This window comes from Collinsella sp. HCP28S3_B9, assembly GCF_052066095.1.
In the GTDB taxonomy this organism is placed as follows: Bacteria; Actinomycetota; Coriobacteriia; order Coriobacteriales; family Coriobacteriaceae; genus Collinsella.
This window is the reverse complement of sequence record NZ_JBQHST010000007.1, coordinates 43,306-58,618: the sequence shown is the minus strand read 5'-3', so window position 1 is coordinate 58,618 and position 15,313 is coordinate 43,306. Positions and strand designations below refer to the sequence as shown.

Genomic DNA, 15,313 nt, shown 5'->3' with positions numbered 1-15,313 from the left:
AAACCCTAGACCTCCTCAAAGTAGGTGTCGGGCTTCTCCGGGTCGAACATCTCGTTGCAGGTCATGACGGTCACGAGGTCCTCGGTGTCGGAGAGGTTGGTGATGGAGTGCGTCCAGCCGGGGACCATGTACACGGACTCGATCCTGTCGCCCGAGACCTCGAACTCCACGACCTCGCCCGTCGAGAGGTTGCGCTCTCGGATGAGCCCGTGGCCGGCCACCACGATGAACTGCTCCCATTTGCTGGCGTGCCAGTGGTTGCCCTTGGTGACGCCCGGCTTGGCGACGTTCACGGAGACCTGTCCGCAGCCGCGCGTATGCACGAGCTCCGTGAAGGAGCCGCGGGCGTCGCGGTTCATCTTGAAGGGGTGCTTGAACCCCTCCTCGGGCAGGTACGTGAGGTACAGCGAGAAGAGCTTCTTGGCAAAGGAGCCCTCGGGCATATCGGGCATGAGGAGCGTCTCGGGTTGGGCCTTGAACTCCTGGAGCAGGGAGACGATCTCCCCGAGCGTCACCCTGTGGACGACGGGCACATGGCAGTAGCGCCCCTCGGGGTCGGCGACCGCCTCGACACCCTCGAAACGGCAGCGCTGCTCCTTGCCTTCAAGAAGGTCGAGCATGCCCAGCACCAGGTCGTCGATGTAGAGGAGCTCGAGCTCCACGGAGGGGTCGCTCACCGTGTAGGGTTGGTCGTTGGCAACTGCCCAGCAGAAGGTGGAGACGGCCGAGTTGTAGTTGGGGCGGGAGTGGCCCATGAGGTTGGGGAAGCGGTAGACGGCCACCTTGGCGCCAGTCTGCTCGCCGTACCCGAAGAATAGCTCCTCGCCCGCAAGCTTGGAGCGGCCGTACTCGGAGTCGCCGAAGCGGCCGGCGAGCGTCGCCTGCACCGAGGAGGCGAGCATGACGGGGCACGCTTTGCCCGCCGCCTTGAGGGCGTCGAGCAGCCGCGAGGCGAAGCCGAAGTTGCCGGCCATGAAGTCGGCCGGGTTCTTGGGGCGGTTGACGCCCGCGAGGTTGAACACGAAGTCCGCCTTGGAGCACCACTCGGCGAGCTCCTCGGAAGTTGACTCCATGTCGTACTCGAAGACCTCGCCCACCTGAAGGCCCGGGCGTGTGCGGTCCCTGCCCTGGCTGACGTTCCTCAGCGCGCGGCACAGGGCCGTGCCCACCATGCCCTTCGCGCCGGTCACCAGGATGTCCATTACTGCACCGCCTCGTGCTCGCGGCCCTCCAGGGCCAGCTGCACGTACTCGGCGGTCTTGATCTTGGCGATGGTGCCGGCCACGTCGAGCCTCTCGGTGTTGTGGGAGGTGTAGGACTCGTCTGCCTGGGTCTCCACCTCGCCGTCCACGACAAACTTGTCGTAGTTCAGGTCGCGCGAGTCGCAGGCCACGCGGTAGTAGCCGCCCATGTCCTCGGCCCGCAGGCGCTCCTCGCGGGTCATGAGGGTCTCGAAGAGCTTCTCGCCGTGGCGGGTGCCGATCACCTGGGTGCCCACGCGGCCGAAGACCTCCTGCACGGCCTCGGCGAGGTCGCCAATGGTGGAGGCGGGGGCCTTCTGGATGAACAGGTCGCCGGGGTTGGCGTGCTCGAAGGCGAACTGCACCAGGTCCACGGCCTCGTCGAGGTTCATGAGGAAGCGGGTCATGTTGGGGTCGGTGACCGTGAGCGGCTCGCCCTTGCGGATGCGGTCGATGAACAGCGGGATGACGCTGCCGCGCGAGCACATGACGTTGCCGTAGCGGGTGCAGCAGATGGTGGTGCGGCCGGCGCCGTTGCGGGCGTTGGCGTAGATGATGGACTCCATCATGGCCTTGGACTTGCCCATGGCGTTGATGGGGTATGCGGCCTTGTCGGTGGACAGGCACACGACGCGGTCGACGCCCTCCTCGATCGCGGCGTGGAGCACGTTGTCCGTGCCGATGACGTTGGTGCGCACGGCCTCCATGGGGAAGAACTCGCAGGAGGGCACCTGCTTGAGGGCGGCGGCGTGGAAGATGTAGTCCACGCCGTGCATGGCGTCGCGCACGCTCTGGGCGTTGCGGACGTCGCCGATGAAGAAGCGCACCTTGGAGGCGAGCTCGGGCGACCTCTCCTGCAGGCGGTGGCGCATGTCGTCCTGCTTCTTCTCGTCGCGGGAGAAGATGCGGATCTCGGCCAGGTCGGTGTTCATGAAGTGCTTGAGCACGGTGTTGCCGAACGAGCCGGTGCCGCCCGTGATCATGAGGGTCTTGCCAGTGAACGTACCGCCGCAGTTATTCATTTTTTCCATCCTTCATAGTCTGAAGCTCCTTCTCGAGAATCGTGTAGAAGCTGTCTTTTGCAAAATGCTCTTCGTAATATCGCCTGCCGCGCTTACCCATCTCTTCGCGCTGGCTGGGCGTCATATCGGCAAACTGCCTACAAATAGAGGCAAGACCCTCTGGATCCTCCGGATCGCAGCACAGACCACATCCAGCCTCTTCAATTACATGACGGGCCTCGCCGGTCACAGTGCCCAAAATGGGCCTTCCTGCTGCCATATAGGAAGTAACTTTTCTGGGAAGCGTATAACCAAGAATTGAATTGTTAGCAAAAGTAGCAACCATCGCGTCGCTTGAGCCGTAGAACGACGGCATTTCAGCCAACGGATGGCGACCATGAAATTCAACGCAAGAAGCTCCGATTTCACTCTTATATTTCTTAAGAGTCTCAAGTTCAGATCCCGAACCCACAACGTGCAGCGCAAATCTCGGGTCACCTTCAAGATAGTGACCGGCTTCTACAAACGTATTGACAGCCTGAGCAATACCGACGTTGCCGGCAAACGTTAGATTTACTTTTTCGGAATCATACTCTGAACGCTTAGGAGCATCTTCATTGAAGATATCCTCTGCATATTGCGGAAGATAGACTGTATCACGATTCATTTTTAGAACGGACTTAAAGTAGTCGCTAAAGTTTCTCGACGTAACAGCCAAAACGGTGGCAGCGTTGTAAATCTTGCGAGAAACCCGTGCATAGCCTTTAAAAATGAGGGACGTACGCTTGATGTTGCCAACAGTCAGACTTTCGGGCCAGAGATCTTGACACCACAAAAGAACAGGCACGTTATGCCTTTCGCCGTATGCAAGAGCGGGTCTTGCCATCATAACGGGTGAAGTCTGGAACGAAAGAACAACATCATACTCAGTATTCATCCTAAGAGCTTCTTTAGTAGCCCTAGAGCTAAAGCTGTAGTAATTGATCACTCGCTGCCAAATTTCACGTCCACGAGGAATGATTTCAACACGTCTAATATGAACGCCGTTGCGCTCCTGACTGCCGCGAGCACCGCGCTCATAACCAGGATAGATATCGCCATCAGGATAATTTGGGGTGCCAGTGAGTACCGTAACCTCATGGCCCATGGCGGCAAGTCCCTCACAGACATCGGCAATTGCAAACGGCTCAGGCCAATAATGCTGGCTAACGGCCAAAACGCGCAGGGGGCGCTCGGTCTTAAATGAGGGGCCAGCAGACACCTTATCGACATCGACCGCACCAACAAGTGCAGATGCAATTTCGTCCTTTGTATAATCCTCGGACTCGTCAACTTCATTGATGGGAACAACTTCGTTTTCACCGGTCTCGGGATCAAATCTCCTACGCACAACAGGAACGAACATCTGCAGATACACGCCCAAAAGAATGGCGAGCGCGGCCAAGACAACAAAGATAAGCAGCTTCCAGATGAGCGGGACCTGGGTAATGATGAATGCAAACATACACAGCAAGGCAGTAATGGCATAAATAATTGCAACTAGAGCCTTTTGCCCAAAGCCACGTTTGAGAAGTCGGTGGTGAATATGCCCCTTATCGGGCGTACCGATACTAACTCCGACTCGAGAGCGACGAACAATTGCAGCAAAGGTATCCAGAATGGGGACACCGACCATAACAATCGGAGCAAGGATCATCGAGAGGGAAGTATGGCCCGTATTAAGCAACATGACGGCCAAACCCAGGGAGAATCCAAGAAGTAGCGAACCCGAATCTCCAAGGAAAATTTTTGCAGGGTTAAAATTCCAGCGTAAAAAGCCAAGCGTTGCGCCGAAGAGGGCGACAGCTAAGGCGGCGGTTTCAAAACGGAAGGTCAAAACCGATAAAGCAAACAGTGCAGCACTACAAACAGCAGTAATACCTGACGCGAGGCCATCAACGCCATCAATTAAGTTAATGATATTGGCAAAGGAGACCAGAAAAATAACCGTGAGAGGATAGGAAAAGATACCAAGATCGAGATAGCCATCGGATAGTGGACTTGCAATTTCGCCAACGACAACGCCAGATGCAACCGCAATGCAAGCGGCAACAATCTGCCAGAAAAACTTATTGAGAGCAGTAAGTTGAATTGCGTCGTCGACAACGCCAACGGTAAACATTGCCGCTATAGCCACAGCAACTCCCAAAGGATTTACCCCATTGGAAGACAAAACTTGAATTGCAGAAGGCATACCAAGAGAAGGAGCAGCCAAGACCCAAATAAGGAAGGAAACTGCCAAGCCAAGCATTACAGCAATGCCGCCCATTCGCGGAGTGGGCTTGGTATTTACACGACGTCGGCTCGGATAATCAATCGAGCCGACCCTCCATGCAATCTTTGACGCAAGTGGCACCGTAAACAACGTCACCACCAGAGCGGTAATAAACAGCAATAGTGCAGCAGTTTTGATTTCGTCCATTAAATACATTCTCTCTTAGCCTACGTCCCCGCCCCCGGGGATCCTCCCTGTCCCGTTAAACAGTCGCCCGCACTTAGGCGATCGCCTTTTTAAGGTTTCGCATTGCGCGCTGCTCGGCAGAAAGCACGGCAAGGCCAACGCGCGTAGTCACGCGTCGGCCGCACAGGTCGAGCTCCAAATAAGCAGTGCTCTTGCGTCTGTTAATGGATTTGATAAGGCCTTCGTGGCCCAGCAGCGGACCTGCCGTCACTACGACCTGGTCGCCGTCTTTTAAGGCCTCGCTCATGGGCACTACGCGGTCTCCCGCATGAGTAAAGCGGCCAATAAGCTGGACCTCTTCTTTTGCCAGCGGCACAAACTGACCGTCCTGGGATAGCACCCGGGCAAAGTCGTCCATGCGCAGCAGATACTGTTGCACGGTGCGGGGATCTGCCGTGTCGCAGATAAGGTAACCGGGAAAGAGCGGCTTGGTCGTATTGACCCATTCGCCGTGTACTTTGATCTCGGTTTGAAATTGGGGATAAAAGAGCTCCTGCATGGCGCCAGCCGGCACCATGCGCTCAATGCGCTCGCGCATTACATTTTCGCGACCATTAATGACCTGGATCACATACCACACGAGCACCACCCCCTTGCTGTCTTACGTGTGGCTCACGGGGTTTAGGTATGGCTTCGCCAGGGCGCTTGTGCGCGAAGGCGCTCCATATTCAAACCCTGAGCCCAGTTAGACAAGCGCGTGGCTCTGCCCCACCGTGAACGGTATGTATAAGTGCAGTTGCTAGAGTCGCGGACGTGTATCGCAAAATGACCGCGACCCCAGCTGGCTGCGTGCGATCCAGTCAAGCGGGAACAAAACTGGATCGCACGCAAACAGCTGTAGGGCTGCTGCGATGAGTCATGGAATATCGAATCGAAAGAACAGCTTGTCCGTATACAAAAACAAAGCTTTTCGATGCGAAACGCATGACGACTATTGGAGCTCGTGGTTTTTCTGGCACCGCCGTTACAGCCGGATGCTGATCGACCCCGTGCTTTGCGGCTTGCTGGAGCCGTGAGCACAGTTGAACCCATGTAACGTTATTTATCCTAGCACAGCAGATAGCCCATACGTTTTGGGGTGTTTTGAGCAACATATTGGTTACTTGCCGTGGTTATGGGGGATATTGTGTCGCCTTGCACACATTGCCGCAGGTTTATGGGGGTGTGTGGGTTGGCGATCACTGCCTGAGCTGTATTGCTGGCGGCGTGAATTGCTCAAACTATTATGTTTGGCTAACAAACTTTGTACAAAACGGGGAGGTAATTGCGCAACTTTTTACAGGTTGATGCGAGCGTCACTTTGGTTTGCAGTGTGGACACGTATGGAAAAAGGCCTTCAGTTTCCCGAAGACCTTTGCATTCACGATGGTGGAGACGAGGGGGATCGAACCCCTGACCTCTTGACTGCCAGTCAAGCGCTCTCCCAGCTGAGCTACGCCCCCGTGACGAGGCAGTACTATAGGGGAAGATCCTTGGTTGTGCAAGAAGTTTTTTGGATTGATCTTCTTACTTACGGGTTTTCCTGGGACGGGGCTGAATTAGCTGGTTTTGGCTTAGCCAAAACCAGCTAATTAACCCACCGTCCCGATAAAACCCTCACGCGGCGATTGCCTGCTCGCCCGCCGTCCCGATAAAACCCTCACGCGGGGATTGCCTACTCGCCCACCGTCCCGATAAAACCCTCACGGTATAAATAACCGATCGCGATGCCTTGGTGGACTTGGATCTTGGCCGTTTTCCTTACGACATTAGAGATGCCCGTGTCAGCTAACAGGCCTAGAGGGCTGTGATCTAGTTCCCACTCTAGGCCGTGTTCGCTTACTACTGTCCTAGGGGCTATGGCGATGATGGAGAAAGTCTTGCCCTCGGCACCCTCGATGGTCCACGACTCGCCTGTGTGAAGGATGCGGGCAATCACCTTGTCCTCGGCAATCCAAATGGGGGCATCATCGTAGCCTGCCAGTAGCCCTAACACAGACAGGGCCATGTCCGGGCGACCGCCGGTGGCGCAGGTCGCAACCACTTCGGCACCCGGCCAGCGACGGCGGACCGAATCGAGCGCCAGCGCCAGATCGGTATAGTCCTTGTAGGGGTCATGGCGCTCAACCTCAAAGGCCTCGGCGGCATCCACCAACGCGCGACCGGTGTCGCTCACCGTGTCGGCATCTCCTACATACACGTCGCAACCCAGGTCAGCGCCTAGCAGCGCGTCGAGCCCGCGGTCCACGGCGACAACGTGGTCGCACTCCCCCGCTAGTCGACGCAACAGATCCGCGCTCGCCACCACCGGCGAGCCGCAAACAACTAATACTTTGCAAGCCACGGCCCTCGCCTAGCCCTCAAACGAAAGCACGCGGGCCAGATCCAGGTCCTCATAGCTGTCGATAAAGATGTCGCAGTTGTCGCGAACCTCGTCGCGCTCCATACGGCCGTGCGGGTCATAGATGCCCACGCGCTTAAAGCCTGCAGTGCCAGAGCTCTTAAGGCCAAAGACGGCGTCCTCAAACACCCACGCGCGCTCAAACTGGTGACCGCGGCGCTCTTCCAGGCGGCGCAGCGCCAGCTCGTACACGTCGGAGAATTGCTTGGAACGGCCCGCCTCGCCCGTCGTGGTAATAAACTCCATGTAGGAGTCGAGCCCCGCACCCGCGAGTGCGGACTGCACCAGCTCGGCCGGCGTGGACGTGGCCACGCACATAGCAATGCCGGCCAATTTCGCCTGCTCCAAAAACGCCAGGAGCCCCTCGCGCGGCGGCACCTTGGAGTAGCCATCGATCAGGATGTCGCTCAGCTCGCGATACAGCTCCTCGCCATTTTCGCCAATGCCCCACGTGTCGTGGTAGGCCTGGCACTCGTCCTCGAGCGACAAATGCTCAAACTGGGCAAAATCGTCAATCGTTACATCAATGCCGTGACGCCGCAATAGTTCGGGCGACGCATAGTCCCAAACGGGGGTGCTATTTACCAGTGTGCCGTCGCAATCAAAAATAAAAGCAACATTAGAGGCGGCTGTGTGGTTCATTCGCAAACCTTTCGATGTCAAATGGTAAACAACCTGCTAAAAACGTTTTACCAAACGTAAATCTAAATAACTTGAAAACCCTAATTGGTAAAACTGTCAAGAGTTTTACCATCGCAATTCTGTCAGTGGCATAAACATGGCGCTCACCGATTAAACGCCACCGTAAATCCACTTTCGTCCATAAAAGTAACGGACTGGTGTTATTGTGGTTTTTGCCGAAAGTTCCACCGAGCACGCGAGGTGGGACGAATCATAGAGCTATCGCCGTCCCTTCGATTCGTGCAGCCTTGGACCTTTCGCATCTAGTCACCAAGGCAACACGCTGCCGCGTCATGATGGGATCAAACGTGAGCGATACAAAGCTAAAGCCAGCAACCAAAAAGCCCGCTACCCGTAAAGCCGCCCCGCACGCACCGGAGCTCACCAAGGACGATGTCTATCTGTTTGGCATTGGAATGTGGGAGCGCAGCTGGGAAAAGATGGGCGCGCATCCCGACACGCAGCAGCGCACGCGCGGCTGGCGTTTTTGCGTATGGGCGCCCGACGTTAAGAGCGTCCACGTTATCGGTGAATTTAACAATTGGGACGAACAAGCCAATCCGCTGGTGCCCGTACACACGAGCGCTATCTGGGAAGGCTTTATTCCTGGCGCCGAGCAGGGCCAGCTCTATAAATACCTCATCGAGACCAACGAGGGCGAAAAGCTCTACAAGGCCGATCCGTACGCCTTTAAGGCCGAGTGCCCTCCGGGAACGGCGAGCGTGCTGTGGACCCTCGATGGCTACCAGTGGAACGACGCCGCGTGGCTCAAGCGCCGCGCCGGCCACAACCACATGTCGCAGCCGCTCAACATCTACGAGGTGCATATTGGCTCGTGGAAGCGCCACGGAGACGAGCCACAGGGCGAGCCGGACGAGTACGGCAACTACCCCGGTCCTATGGACCCCTTCCCTGCGCAGCGCGGCGAGTTTTACACCTACGACGACCTGTCGGTGGAGCTCGTGGACTACGTGCGCGATATGGGCTACACGCATATCGAGGTCATGCCGCTTATGGAGCACCCCTTCGATGGCTCCTGGGGCTACCAGACGACCGGCTACTTTGCCGCCACGTCACGCTACGGCAACCCGCAGCAGCTCATGCACTTTATCGATGCGTGCCACGAGGCGGGCATCGGCGTGATCATGGACTGGGTGCCCGGCGGTTTTTGCGCCGACTCCCACGGCCTTGCCACCTTTAACGGCCACATGCTGTTTGAGCACGAGATTCACCCCAACTGGGGCACGCACAAGTTTGACTTCGCCCGCGGCGAGGTCCGCTCCTTCTTGGTCTCCAACGTGCTGTACTGGATCGAGAACTTCCATGTGGACGGCATTCGTATGGACGGCGTGTCCAGCATGCTGTACCTCAACTTTGGCATTGACGATCCTGGCCAAAAGAAGTTCAACAAGTACGGTACCGAGGAGGACCTGGACGCCAGCGCGTTTATCCGTCAGGTCAACTGCGCTGTTGAGGCGCACTACCCCGACGTGATGATGATGGCCGAGGAGTCCACCGCGTGGCCGCTTGTGACCTATCCGCCGCAGGACGGCGGCCTGGGCTTCCACTACAAGTGGGACATGGGCTGGATGAACGACACCCTGCACTACATGCAGACCGATTTTCCGTGGCGCCCCGGCAACCATGGCTTGCTCACGTTCTCCATCATGTACGCCTTTACCGAGAACTTTATCTGCCCGCTGAGCCATGACGAGGTCGTGCACGGCAAGTGCTCGCTCATCGGCCGCATGCCGGGTGACTGGTGGCGCCAGTTTGCCGGCCTGCGCACGCTCGCCTTCTACCAGATGACGCACCCCGGTGCCAAGCTCAACTTTATGGGCAACGAGATCGGCCAGTTTATCGAGTGGCGCTACTACGAATCTATTCAGTGGTTCTTGACCGAGCAGTATGAGACCCATGCACACCATCAGGCGTTCATTAAGGCGCTCAACCACCTGTATACCGCCGAGCCCGCCCTGTACGAGCGCGGCTACAACGACGACGGCTTTACCTGGATTGACGCGGACAACTCCAAGCAGTCCATCGTGAGCTTTGTGCGTCAGGGCGAGGACGTCGATGACGACCTCGTGATCCTGATCAACTTTGACCCGGCGGCCTACGAGAGCTTCCGTGTGGGCGTGCCGCGTGAGGGCGACTGGGAGGTCATCTTTGACTCCGACCGTCCCGAGTTTGGCGGCAGCGGCTATGCTGGCGAGGAGCCCTACACCTGCTCGAGCGAGCCCTATCCCTGGAACGGGCAGATGGACTCCATCGAGATTAAGGTGCCCAGCCTGGCAGGCGTGGTGCTTAAGCGTCGCGGCCCCAGCAGCTATAAGCCGCCCGTGGTCGAGGCCCCCAAGGCCGCGCCCAAAAAGCGCACGTCCACGGTAAGGCCCAAGCCAGCGGCCGCCAAGAAGGCTCCGGCTAAGGCGAAGGCTACGACGACCAAGGCCAAGGCTAAGGCCGCCGCAAAGCCCGCTGCCAAGGCTACCGCGACCAAGAAGCCGGCTGCCAAAAAGGCCGCTACCAAAGCCAAGCCTGCTTCTGTTTAGTCGTCACCTAAGGATGCGTAACAAAGCCGTTACAGCTGTAATTACCCGTCCCAGCGGGGCGTAGGATACAAGTCACAACCGTTCCGGGAGAAACATCCCCGGGGGAAAGGAACGTATGAATAAGATCTTCGACAACAAGCAGGAGTTTACCGAGCTCTATCGCGATGCCGTCATGAGCATTAGCGGCAAGAGCGTCGAGGCCGCCAGCGACCTGGATCGCTTTAACGCCTTGGCCAAGCTCGTGGCCGAAAAGGCCCGCACCGTTGCCACCAAGAGCGACGCCCATGCGGCAGCCGAGGGCAAGAAGCGCGTGTACTACTTCTCGATCGAGTTTTTGATTGGCCGCCTGCTCGACAACTACCTGCTCAACTTTGGCGTGCGCGACATGGTCGCCGAGGCGCTCGACGATATGGGCCTTGACCTGTCCGTCATCGAGAGCCAGGAGCCCGATCCGGCGCTGGGCAACGGTGGCCTGGGTCGTCTGGCCGCATGCTTCCTGGATTCCATGGCAGCCGAGGGCATTGCCGGCTACGGCAACGGCATGCGCTACCGCTACGGCCTGTTTAAACAGGAGATCGTCAACGGCAGCCAGGTCGAAACCACCGACGAGTGGCTCACCAACGGCTATCCCTGGGAGGTCCGTCGTCAGGACAAGGCCGTGACCATTAAGTTTGGTGGCCGCGTCGAGGGCTTTGAGGAGAACGGCCGCACGTTCTATCGAACCGTGGACACGCAGGACATCCTGGCCGTCCCTTATGACATCCCCGTGGTGGGCTATGCCGGCGAGACCGTCAACAAGCTGCGCGTCTGGGCCGCTGAGCCGGTCGAGGAGCACTTCGATCTGGAGGCCTTCAACCGCGGCGACTACGCCCTGGCCGACGCCGAGCGCGCCGAGGCCGAGGCCATCAGCGCCATCCTCTACCCCAACGACGCCGGCGAGCACGGCCGTCTGCTGCGACTGAAGCAGGAATACCTGTTTGTCTCGGCCGGTATCTATAGCCTGCTCGACACCTTTGAGAAGGAACACGGCGCGAACTGGGAGCTGCTGCCGCAGTTTGTGGCCATCCACACCAACGATACGCACCCCGCCATGTGCGGCCCCGAGCTCATGCGCATCCTCATCGACGAGAAGAAGCTCGAGTGGGATGACGCCTGGAACATCGTGACGCAGGTCGTGAGTTACACCAACCACACCATCCTGCCCGAGGCCCTGGAGAAGTGGCCCATCGGCACGTTCTCCAAGCTCCTCCCCCGTGTGTACCAGATCATCGACGAAATCAGCCGTCGTTGGCATGAGTCGTTCGATACGACGCAGGAGGGCTGGCAGGAGCGTCTGCGCCAGACCGCCATCCTATGGGACGGCGAGGTTCGCATGGCCAACCTGTCCGTGATCTGCAGCCACAGCGTCAACGGCGTGGCCAAGATTCACTCCGATATCATCAAGAACAATGTGCTCAAGGACTTCTATGCCCTGACGCCCGAGAAGTTCAACAACAAGACCAACGGCATCTCGCACCGTCGCTTCTTTGCCGAGGCCAACCCCACCTACGCCAAGCTCGTGACCGAGGCCATTGGCGACGGCTGGCTGAAGGACGCCTTTGAGCTTGAGAAACTTAAAGGTTTTCAGAACGACACCGAGTTCCTGAAGGCCGTGGGTGCCTCCAAGCGCACCAATAAGGAGCGTCTTGCCGCCTACGTTAAGGCAGAGACCGGTCTGGTTATTGACCCCAACACCGTCTTTGATGTTCAGGTAAAGCGTTTTCATGCCTACAAGCGCCAGCTCATGAACATCATGAAGGTGATGGACATCTACAACCGTCGCATCGCCAATCCCAACTTCCACGTAACACCGACAACCTTTATCTTTAGCGGCAAGGCTGCCTCGAGCTACACCTTTGCCAAGGAGACCATCCGCCTGATCAACTCGGTGGCCGAGGTCATCAACAACGACCCGCGCGTCAACGAAGTCATGAAGGTCTGCTTTATCCCCAACTTCCGCGTGAGCAACGCCCAGCTCATCTACCCTGCCGCCGAGATTTCGGAGCAGATTTCCACAGCTGGCAAGGAGGCCTCGGGCACGTCCAACATGAAGCTCATGATGAACGGCGCCATTACGCTGGGCACCCTCGACGGTGCCAACATCGAAATCGCCGATTTGGCCGGCCGCGAGAACGAGGCGATCTTTGGCCTGACCGCTCCCGAGGTCGAGCAGCTCTGGGCATCGAACAGCTACTTTGCGTGGGATACGCTCAACAATGATCGCGAACGTCTGGGCCGCGTGATGGATGAACTCAAGGACAACACGTTTGCCGGCCTTTCGGGCAACTTTGAGAGCATCTACAACGAGCTTATGAACAACAACGACCCCGACCTGGTCATGGCAGACTTCCGCAGCTACGTGGATGCATGGGAGAAGCTCACGGGCAGCTATGGCGACCAGGAGACCTGGAACCGCAAGGCGCTGCTCAACACCGCCTCGAGCGGCTGGTTCTCGAGCGACCGCACCATTCGCGAGTACCGCGACGAGATCTGGCACGCTTAAAGGCCGCGAGTTCCCTTTGCCGCACGGCATTACTCGACGGGCGCGACCGAGCGCCACGCCCGTCGCTAATGGGTTTAGGAACATCGATGACAGAAGGAGAAACCGATGAGTAAGAAAGAATGCATCGCGATGCTCCTCGCAGGAGGACAGGGCAGTCGATTGGGGGCACTCACCCAAAAGATCGCTAAGCCGGCGGTTAGCTTTGGTGGCAAGTTCCGCATTATCGACTTTTCGCTGTCTAACTGCTCCAATTCGGGCATCGACACGGTGGGCGTTCTGACGCAGTATCGTCCCTATCTGCTGCATGCCTACGTGGGCTCTGGCGAGGCGTGGGATCTGGACAGCCGCGACGGTGGCGTGTCGATCCTGCCGCCGTACGAAACGCAAACCGGTGGCGCATGGTATGCGGGCACGGCCGACGCCATCACGCAGAACCTCAACTACATCAAGTCCAACGACCCCAAGTACGTCCTGATTCTTTCGGGCGATCATCTGTATCGCATGGACTACCGCAAGATGCTCAAGACGCACATTGAGAACAACGCCGACCTCACGGTGAGCGTTATGCCCGTGCCGTGGGAGGAGGCCAGCCGCTTTGGCATCCTGACCACCGACCCCGAGGACGGCCGCATCACCAAGTTCACGGAGAAGCCCGAGAAGCCCGATTCGAACCTCGCGTCCATGGGCATCTACATCTTCTCGGCCGACGTGCTGATCAAGGCGCTCGAGGAGGACGCTCTGGACCAGCGCTCGAGCCACGACTTTGGCAAGGACATCATCCCCAAGCTGCTCGGCGAGGACAAGCGCCTGTACAGCTACGAGTTCCACGGCTTTTGGAAGGATGTTGGCACCATCGCCAGCTTCCACGAGACCTCGATGGACCTGCTGGGCAACAACCCCGAGTTCGATCTGTTTGACAAGAGCTTCCCCATCATGTCCAACATCACCACGCGTCCGCCGCACTACATTGGGCAGGACGGTCGCCTGGACGACTGCCTGGTCTCCAATGGCTGCAAGATCTACGGCACCGCTCGCCACTCGATCCTTTCGACCGATGTCATCATCGAGGAGCGCGCCGTGGTCGAGGACTCCGTGCTGCTGCCGGGTGCGCACGTTAAGAGCGGCGCGCACATTTGCCGCGCTATTTTGGGCGAGAACTCCACGGTCGAAGAGGGCGTGAAGCTCGGCTCTGTCGATACCACCAAGGATACGGCCGTCGTTGGAAATGACGTCGTTGTCGGGAAGGGGGAATGATCCGATGATCAATCGCAAGGCCATCGGCTATATCACCGCTAACTACTCTTCGACCTACGGCAGCGTGCTGCTCAAGGATCGCCCCATCGCGTCCGTTCCGTTTTTGGGCCGCTACCGCCTGATCGACTTTCCGCTGTCCAACATGATGAATGCCGGCATTAAGACCGTCGGCGTTGTCATGCCGGGCAACTACCGCTCGCTGATCGACCACGTGGGCTCGGGCAAGGACTGGGGCCTGGACCGCAAGAACGGCGGCCTGTTCATGGTGCCCGGCAACGCGTATGGCACCACCAAGGGCGGCATGCGCTTCTTGCTCCGCGACATCATCTCCAACAAGACGCTGTTCCAGCGCTCGGACAAGCCCTATGTTGTGATGATGGGCACCAACGTCATCTTTAACATGGACCTCAACACCATCATCGAGGCGCACGAGAAATCCGGTGCCCAGATGACCGTGGTGTACTGCAAGGCCACGCACAACGTCGAAGACGAGACCAAGCTCGATATCAACGAGAACGGCCGCCTGACGGGCGTAAGCGCCGGCGTCGCGTACGGCGACAACGCCTCTATGGACTGCTGCATCGTCAACCGCGAGACGCTGCTCGAGATTATCGACCACTACCAAGCCGCCGACTATCTGGACCTGCTCGAGGCGCTCCAGGGCGACTTTGGCAACATCGACGTGTGCAGCTACAAGTACAAGGGCGAGGTCGTGGGCGTGTTTAGCGAGAAGTCGCTGTATCGTCGCAGCATGGACCTGCTCGACCAGACCGTGGCCGATCAGCTCTTTGACCCCGAGCGCCCGATCCTGACCAAGGCCCACGACGTGCCGCCTTCGCGTTACGCGACCGGCAGCCACGCCTGCAACTCGATCATCTCGGCCGGCTGCATCATCAAGGGCACCGTGCGCAACTCGATCCTGTCGCGCGGCGTTGTGATCGAGGAAGGCGCCTCGGTGACCAACTCGATCATCAACCAGAGCTGCATCATCAAGAGCGGCGCCCGTGTTGAGAACGCCATCCTGGACAAGAACAACGTGGTTCCCACCAACACCGAGCTTCGCGGTACGCCCGAGAATATCCTGGTGCTGGGCAAGGCTCCGTTAACTTCCGATACCACCATCGCTCGTTAACGTTGGCACCACATAATCGCACGTAACTTG

At 58.2% G+C, this 15,313-nt stretch carries 10 protein-coding genes and 1 tRNA gene; 4 read left to right on the top strand and 7 right to left on the bottom strand.

Going from position 1 to position 15,313, the window contains the following annotated elements; translation table 11 throughout:
- Positions 1-5: 5 nt before the first annotated feature.
- The 7 genes from ACTNBB_RS02935 to ACTNBB_RS02905 all read right to left on the bottom strand — a co-directional run bounded on the left by ACTNBB_RS02935 (position 6) and on the right by ACTNBB_RS02905 (position 7,764).
- Positions 6-1,202, bottom strand: a complete 1,197-nt coding sequence (locus ACTNBB_RS02935; RefSeq protein ID WP_441056226.1) for a polysaccharide biosynthesis C-terminal domain-containing protein — start codon at positions 1,200-1,202, stop codon at positions 6-8.
- The gene (locus tag ACTNBB_RS02930) at positions 1,202-2,263 is read right to left on the bottom strand and encodes a polysaccharide biosynthesis protein (protein ID WP_441056225.1); all 1,062 of its coding nucleotides are present in this window, start codon (positions 2,261-2,263) and stop codon (positions 1,202-1,204) included. Before ACTNBB_RS02930 ends, ACTNBB_RS02935 begins: the two co-directional genes overlap by 1 nt.
- Positions 2,256-4,703 carry a glycosyltransferase gene (locus ACTNBB_RS02925; RefSeq protein WP_441056224.1) on the bottom strand — a complete coding sequence of 816 codons (2,448 nt, stop codon included), beginning with the start codon at positions 4,701-4,703 and terminating at the stop codon, positions 2,256-2,258. Before ACTNBB_RS02925 ends, ACTNBB_RS02930 begins: the two co-directional genes overlap by 8 nt.
- Positions 4,704-4,776: 73 nt before the next feature.
- Positions 4,777-5,322: an antiterminator LoaP gene (loaP, locus tag ACTNBB_RS02920; protein ID WP_441056223.1), complete on the bottom strand. Its 546-nt coding sequence runs from the start codon at positions 5,320-5,322 to the stop codon at positions 4,777-4,779.
- 786 nt (positions 5,323-6,108) lie between these two features.
- Positions 6,109-6,184: transfer RNA gene (locus ACTNBB_RS02915), tRNA-Ala, on the bottom strand.
- A gap of 212 nt (positions 6,185-6,396) precedes the next feature.
- Positions 6,397-7,065 carry a thiamine diphosphokinase gene (locus ACTNBB_RS02910; RefSeq protein ID WP_441056222.1) on the bottom strand — a complete coding sequence of 223 codons (669 nt, stop codon included), beginning with the start codon at positions 7,063-7,065 and terminating at the stop codon, positions 6,397-6,399.
- Positions 7,066-7,074: 9 nt separating this feature from the next.
- Positions 7,075-7,764: an HAD family hydrolase gene (locus ACTNBB_RS02905; RefSeq protein ID WP_441056221.1), complete on the bottom strand. Its 690-nt coding sequence runs from the start codon at positions 7,762-7,764 to the stop codon at positions 7,075-7,077.
- A 332-nt stretch (positions 7,765-8,096) separates the two neighbouring features.
- On the opposite strand from ACTNBB_RS02905, the gene glgB reads away from it, so the two are divergent.
- The 4 genes from glgB to glgD all read left to right on the top strand — a co-directional run bounded on the left by glgB (position 8,097) and on the right by glgD (position 15,283).
- Positions 8,097-10,355, top strand: a complete 2,259-nt coding sequence (gene glgB, locus ACTNBB_RS02900; protein ID WP_441056220.1) for a 1,4-alpha-glucan branching protein GlgB — start codon at positions 8,097-8,099, stop codon at positions 10,353-10,355.
- Positions 10,356-10,470: 115 nt separating this feature from the next.
- Positions 10,471-12,897 carry a glycogen/starch/alpha-glucan phosphorylase gene (locus tag ACTNBB_RS02895; protein WP_441056219.1) on the top strand — a complete coding sequence of 809 codons (2,427 nt, stop codon included), beginning with the start codon at positions 10,471-10,473 and terminating at the stop codon, positions 12,895-12,897.
- A gap of 105 nt (positions 12,898-13,002) precedes the next feature.
- Positions 13,003-14,151 carry a glucose-1-phosphate adenylyltransferase gene (locus ACTNBB_RS02890; RefSeq protein ID WP_441056218.1) on the top strand — a complete coding sequence of 383 codons (1,149 nt, stop codon included), beginning with the start codon at positions 13,003-13,005 and terminating at the stop codon, positions 14,149-14,151.
- Positions 14,152-14,155: 4 nt separating this feature from the next.
- The gene (gene glgD, locus ACTNBB_RS02885) at positions 14,156-15,283 is read left to right on the top strand and encodes a glucose-1-phosphate adenylyltransferase subunit GlgD (protein WP_441056217.1); all 1,128 of its coding nucleotides are present in this window, start codon (positions 14,156-14,158) and stop codon (positions 15,281-15,283) included.
- Positions 15,284-15,313 lie beyond the last annotated feature (30 nt).

What these genes read in the sequence shown, in the direction of transcription:
- ACTNBB_RS02935 (WP_441056226.1), bottom strand. Translation starts at nt 1,202, where the DNA reads ATGGACATCCTGGTGACCGGCGCGAAGGGCATGGTGGGCACGGCCCTG.
- ACTNBB_RS02930 (WP_441056225.1), bottom strand. Translation starts at nt 2,263, where the DNA reads ATGAATAACTGCGGCGGTACGTTCACTGGCAAGACCCTCATGATCACG.
- ACTNBB_RS02925 (WP_441056224.1), bottom strand. Translation starts at nt 4,703, where the DNA reads ATGGACGAAATCAAAACTGCTGCACTATTGCTGTTTATTACCGCTCTG.
- ACTNBB_RS02905 (WP_441056221.1), bottom strand. Translation starts at nt 7,764, where the DNA reads ATGAACCACACAGCCGCCTCTAATGTTGCTTTTATTTTTGATTGCGAC.
- glgB (WP_441056220.1), top strand. Translation starts at nt 8,097, where the DNA reads ATGATGGGATCAAACGTGAGCGATACAAAGCTAAAGCCAGCAACCAAA.
- ACTNBB_RS02895 (WP_441056219.1), top strand. Translation starts at nt 10,471, where the DNA reads ATGAATAAGATCTTCGACAACAAGCAGGAGTTTACCGAGCTCTATCGC.
- ACTNBB_RS02890 (WP_441056218.1), top strand. Translation starts at nt 13,003, where the DNA reads ATGAGTAAGAAAGAATGCATCGCGATGCTCCTCGCAGGAGGACAGGGC.
- glgD (WP_441056217.1), top strand. Translation starts at nt 14,156, where the DNA reads ATGATCAATCGCAAGGCCATCGGCTATATCACCGCTAACTACTCTTCG.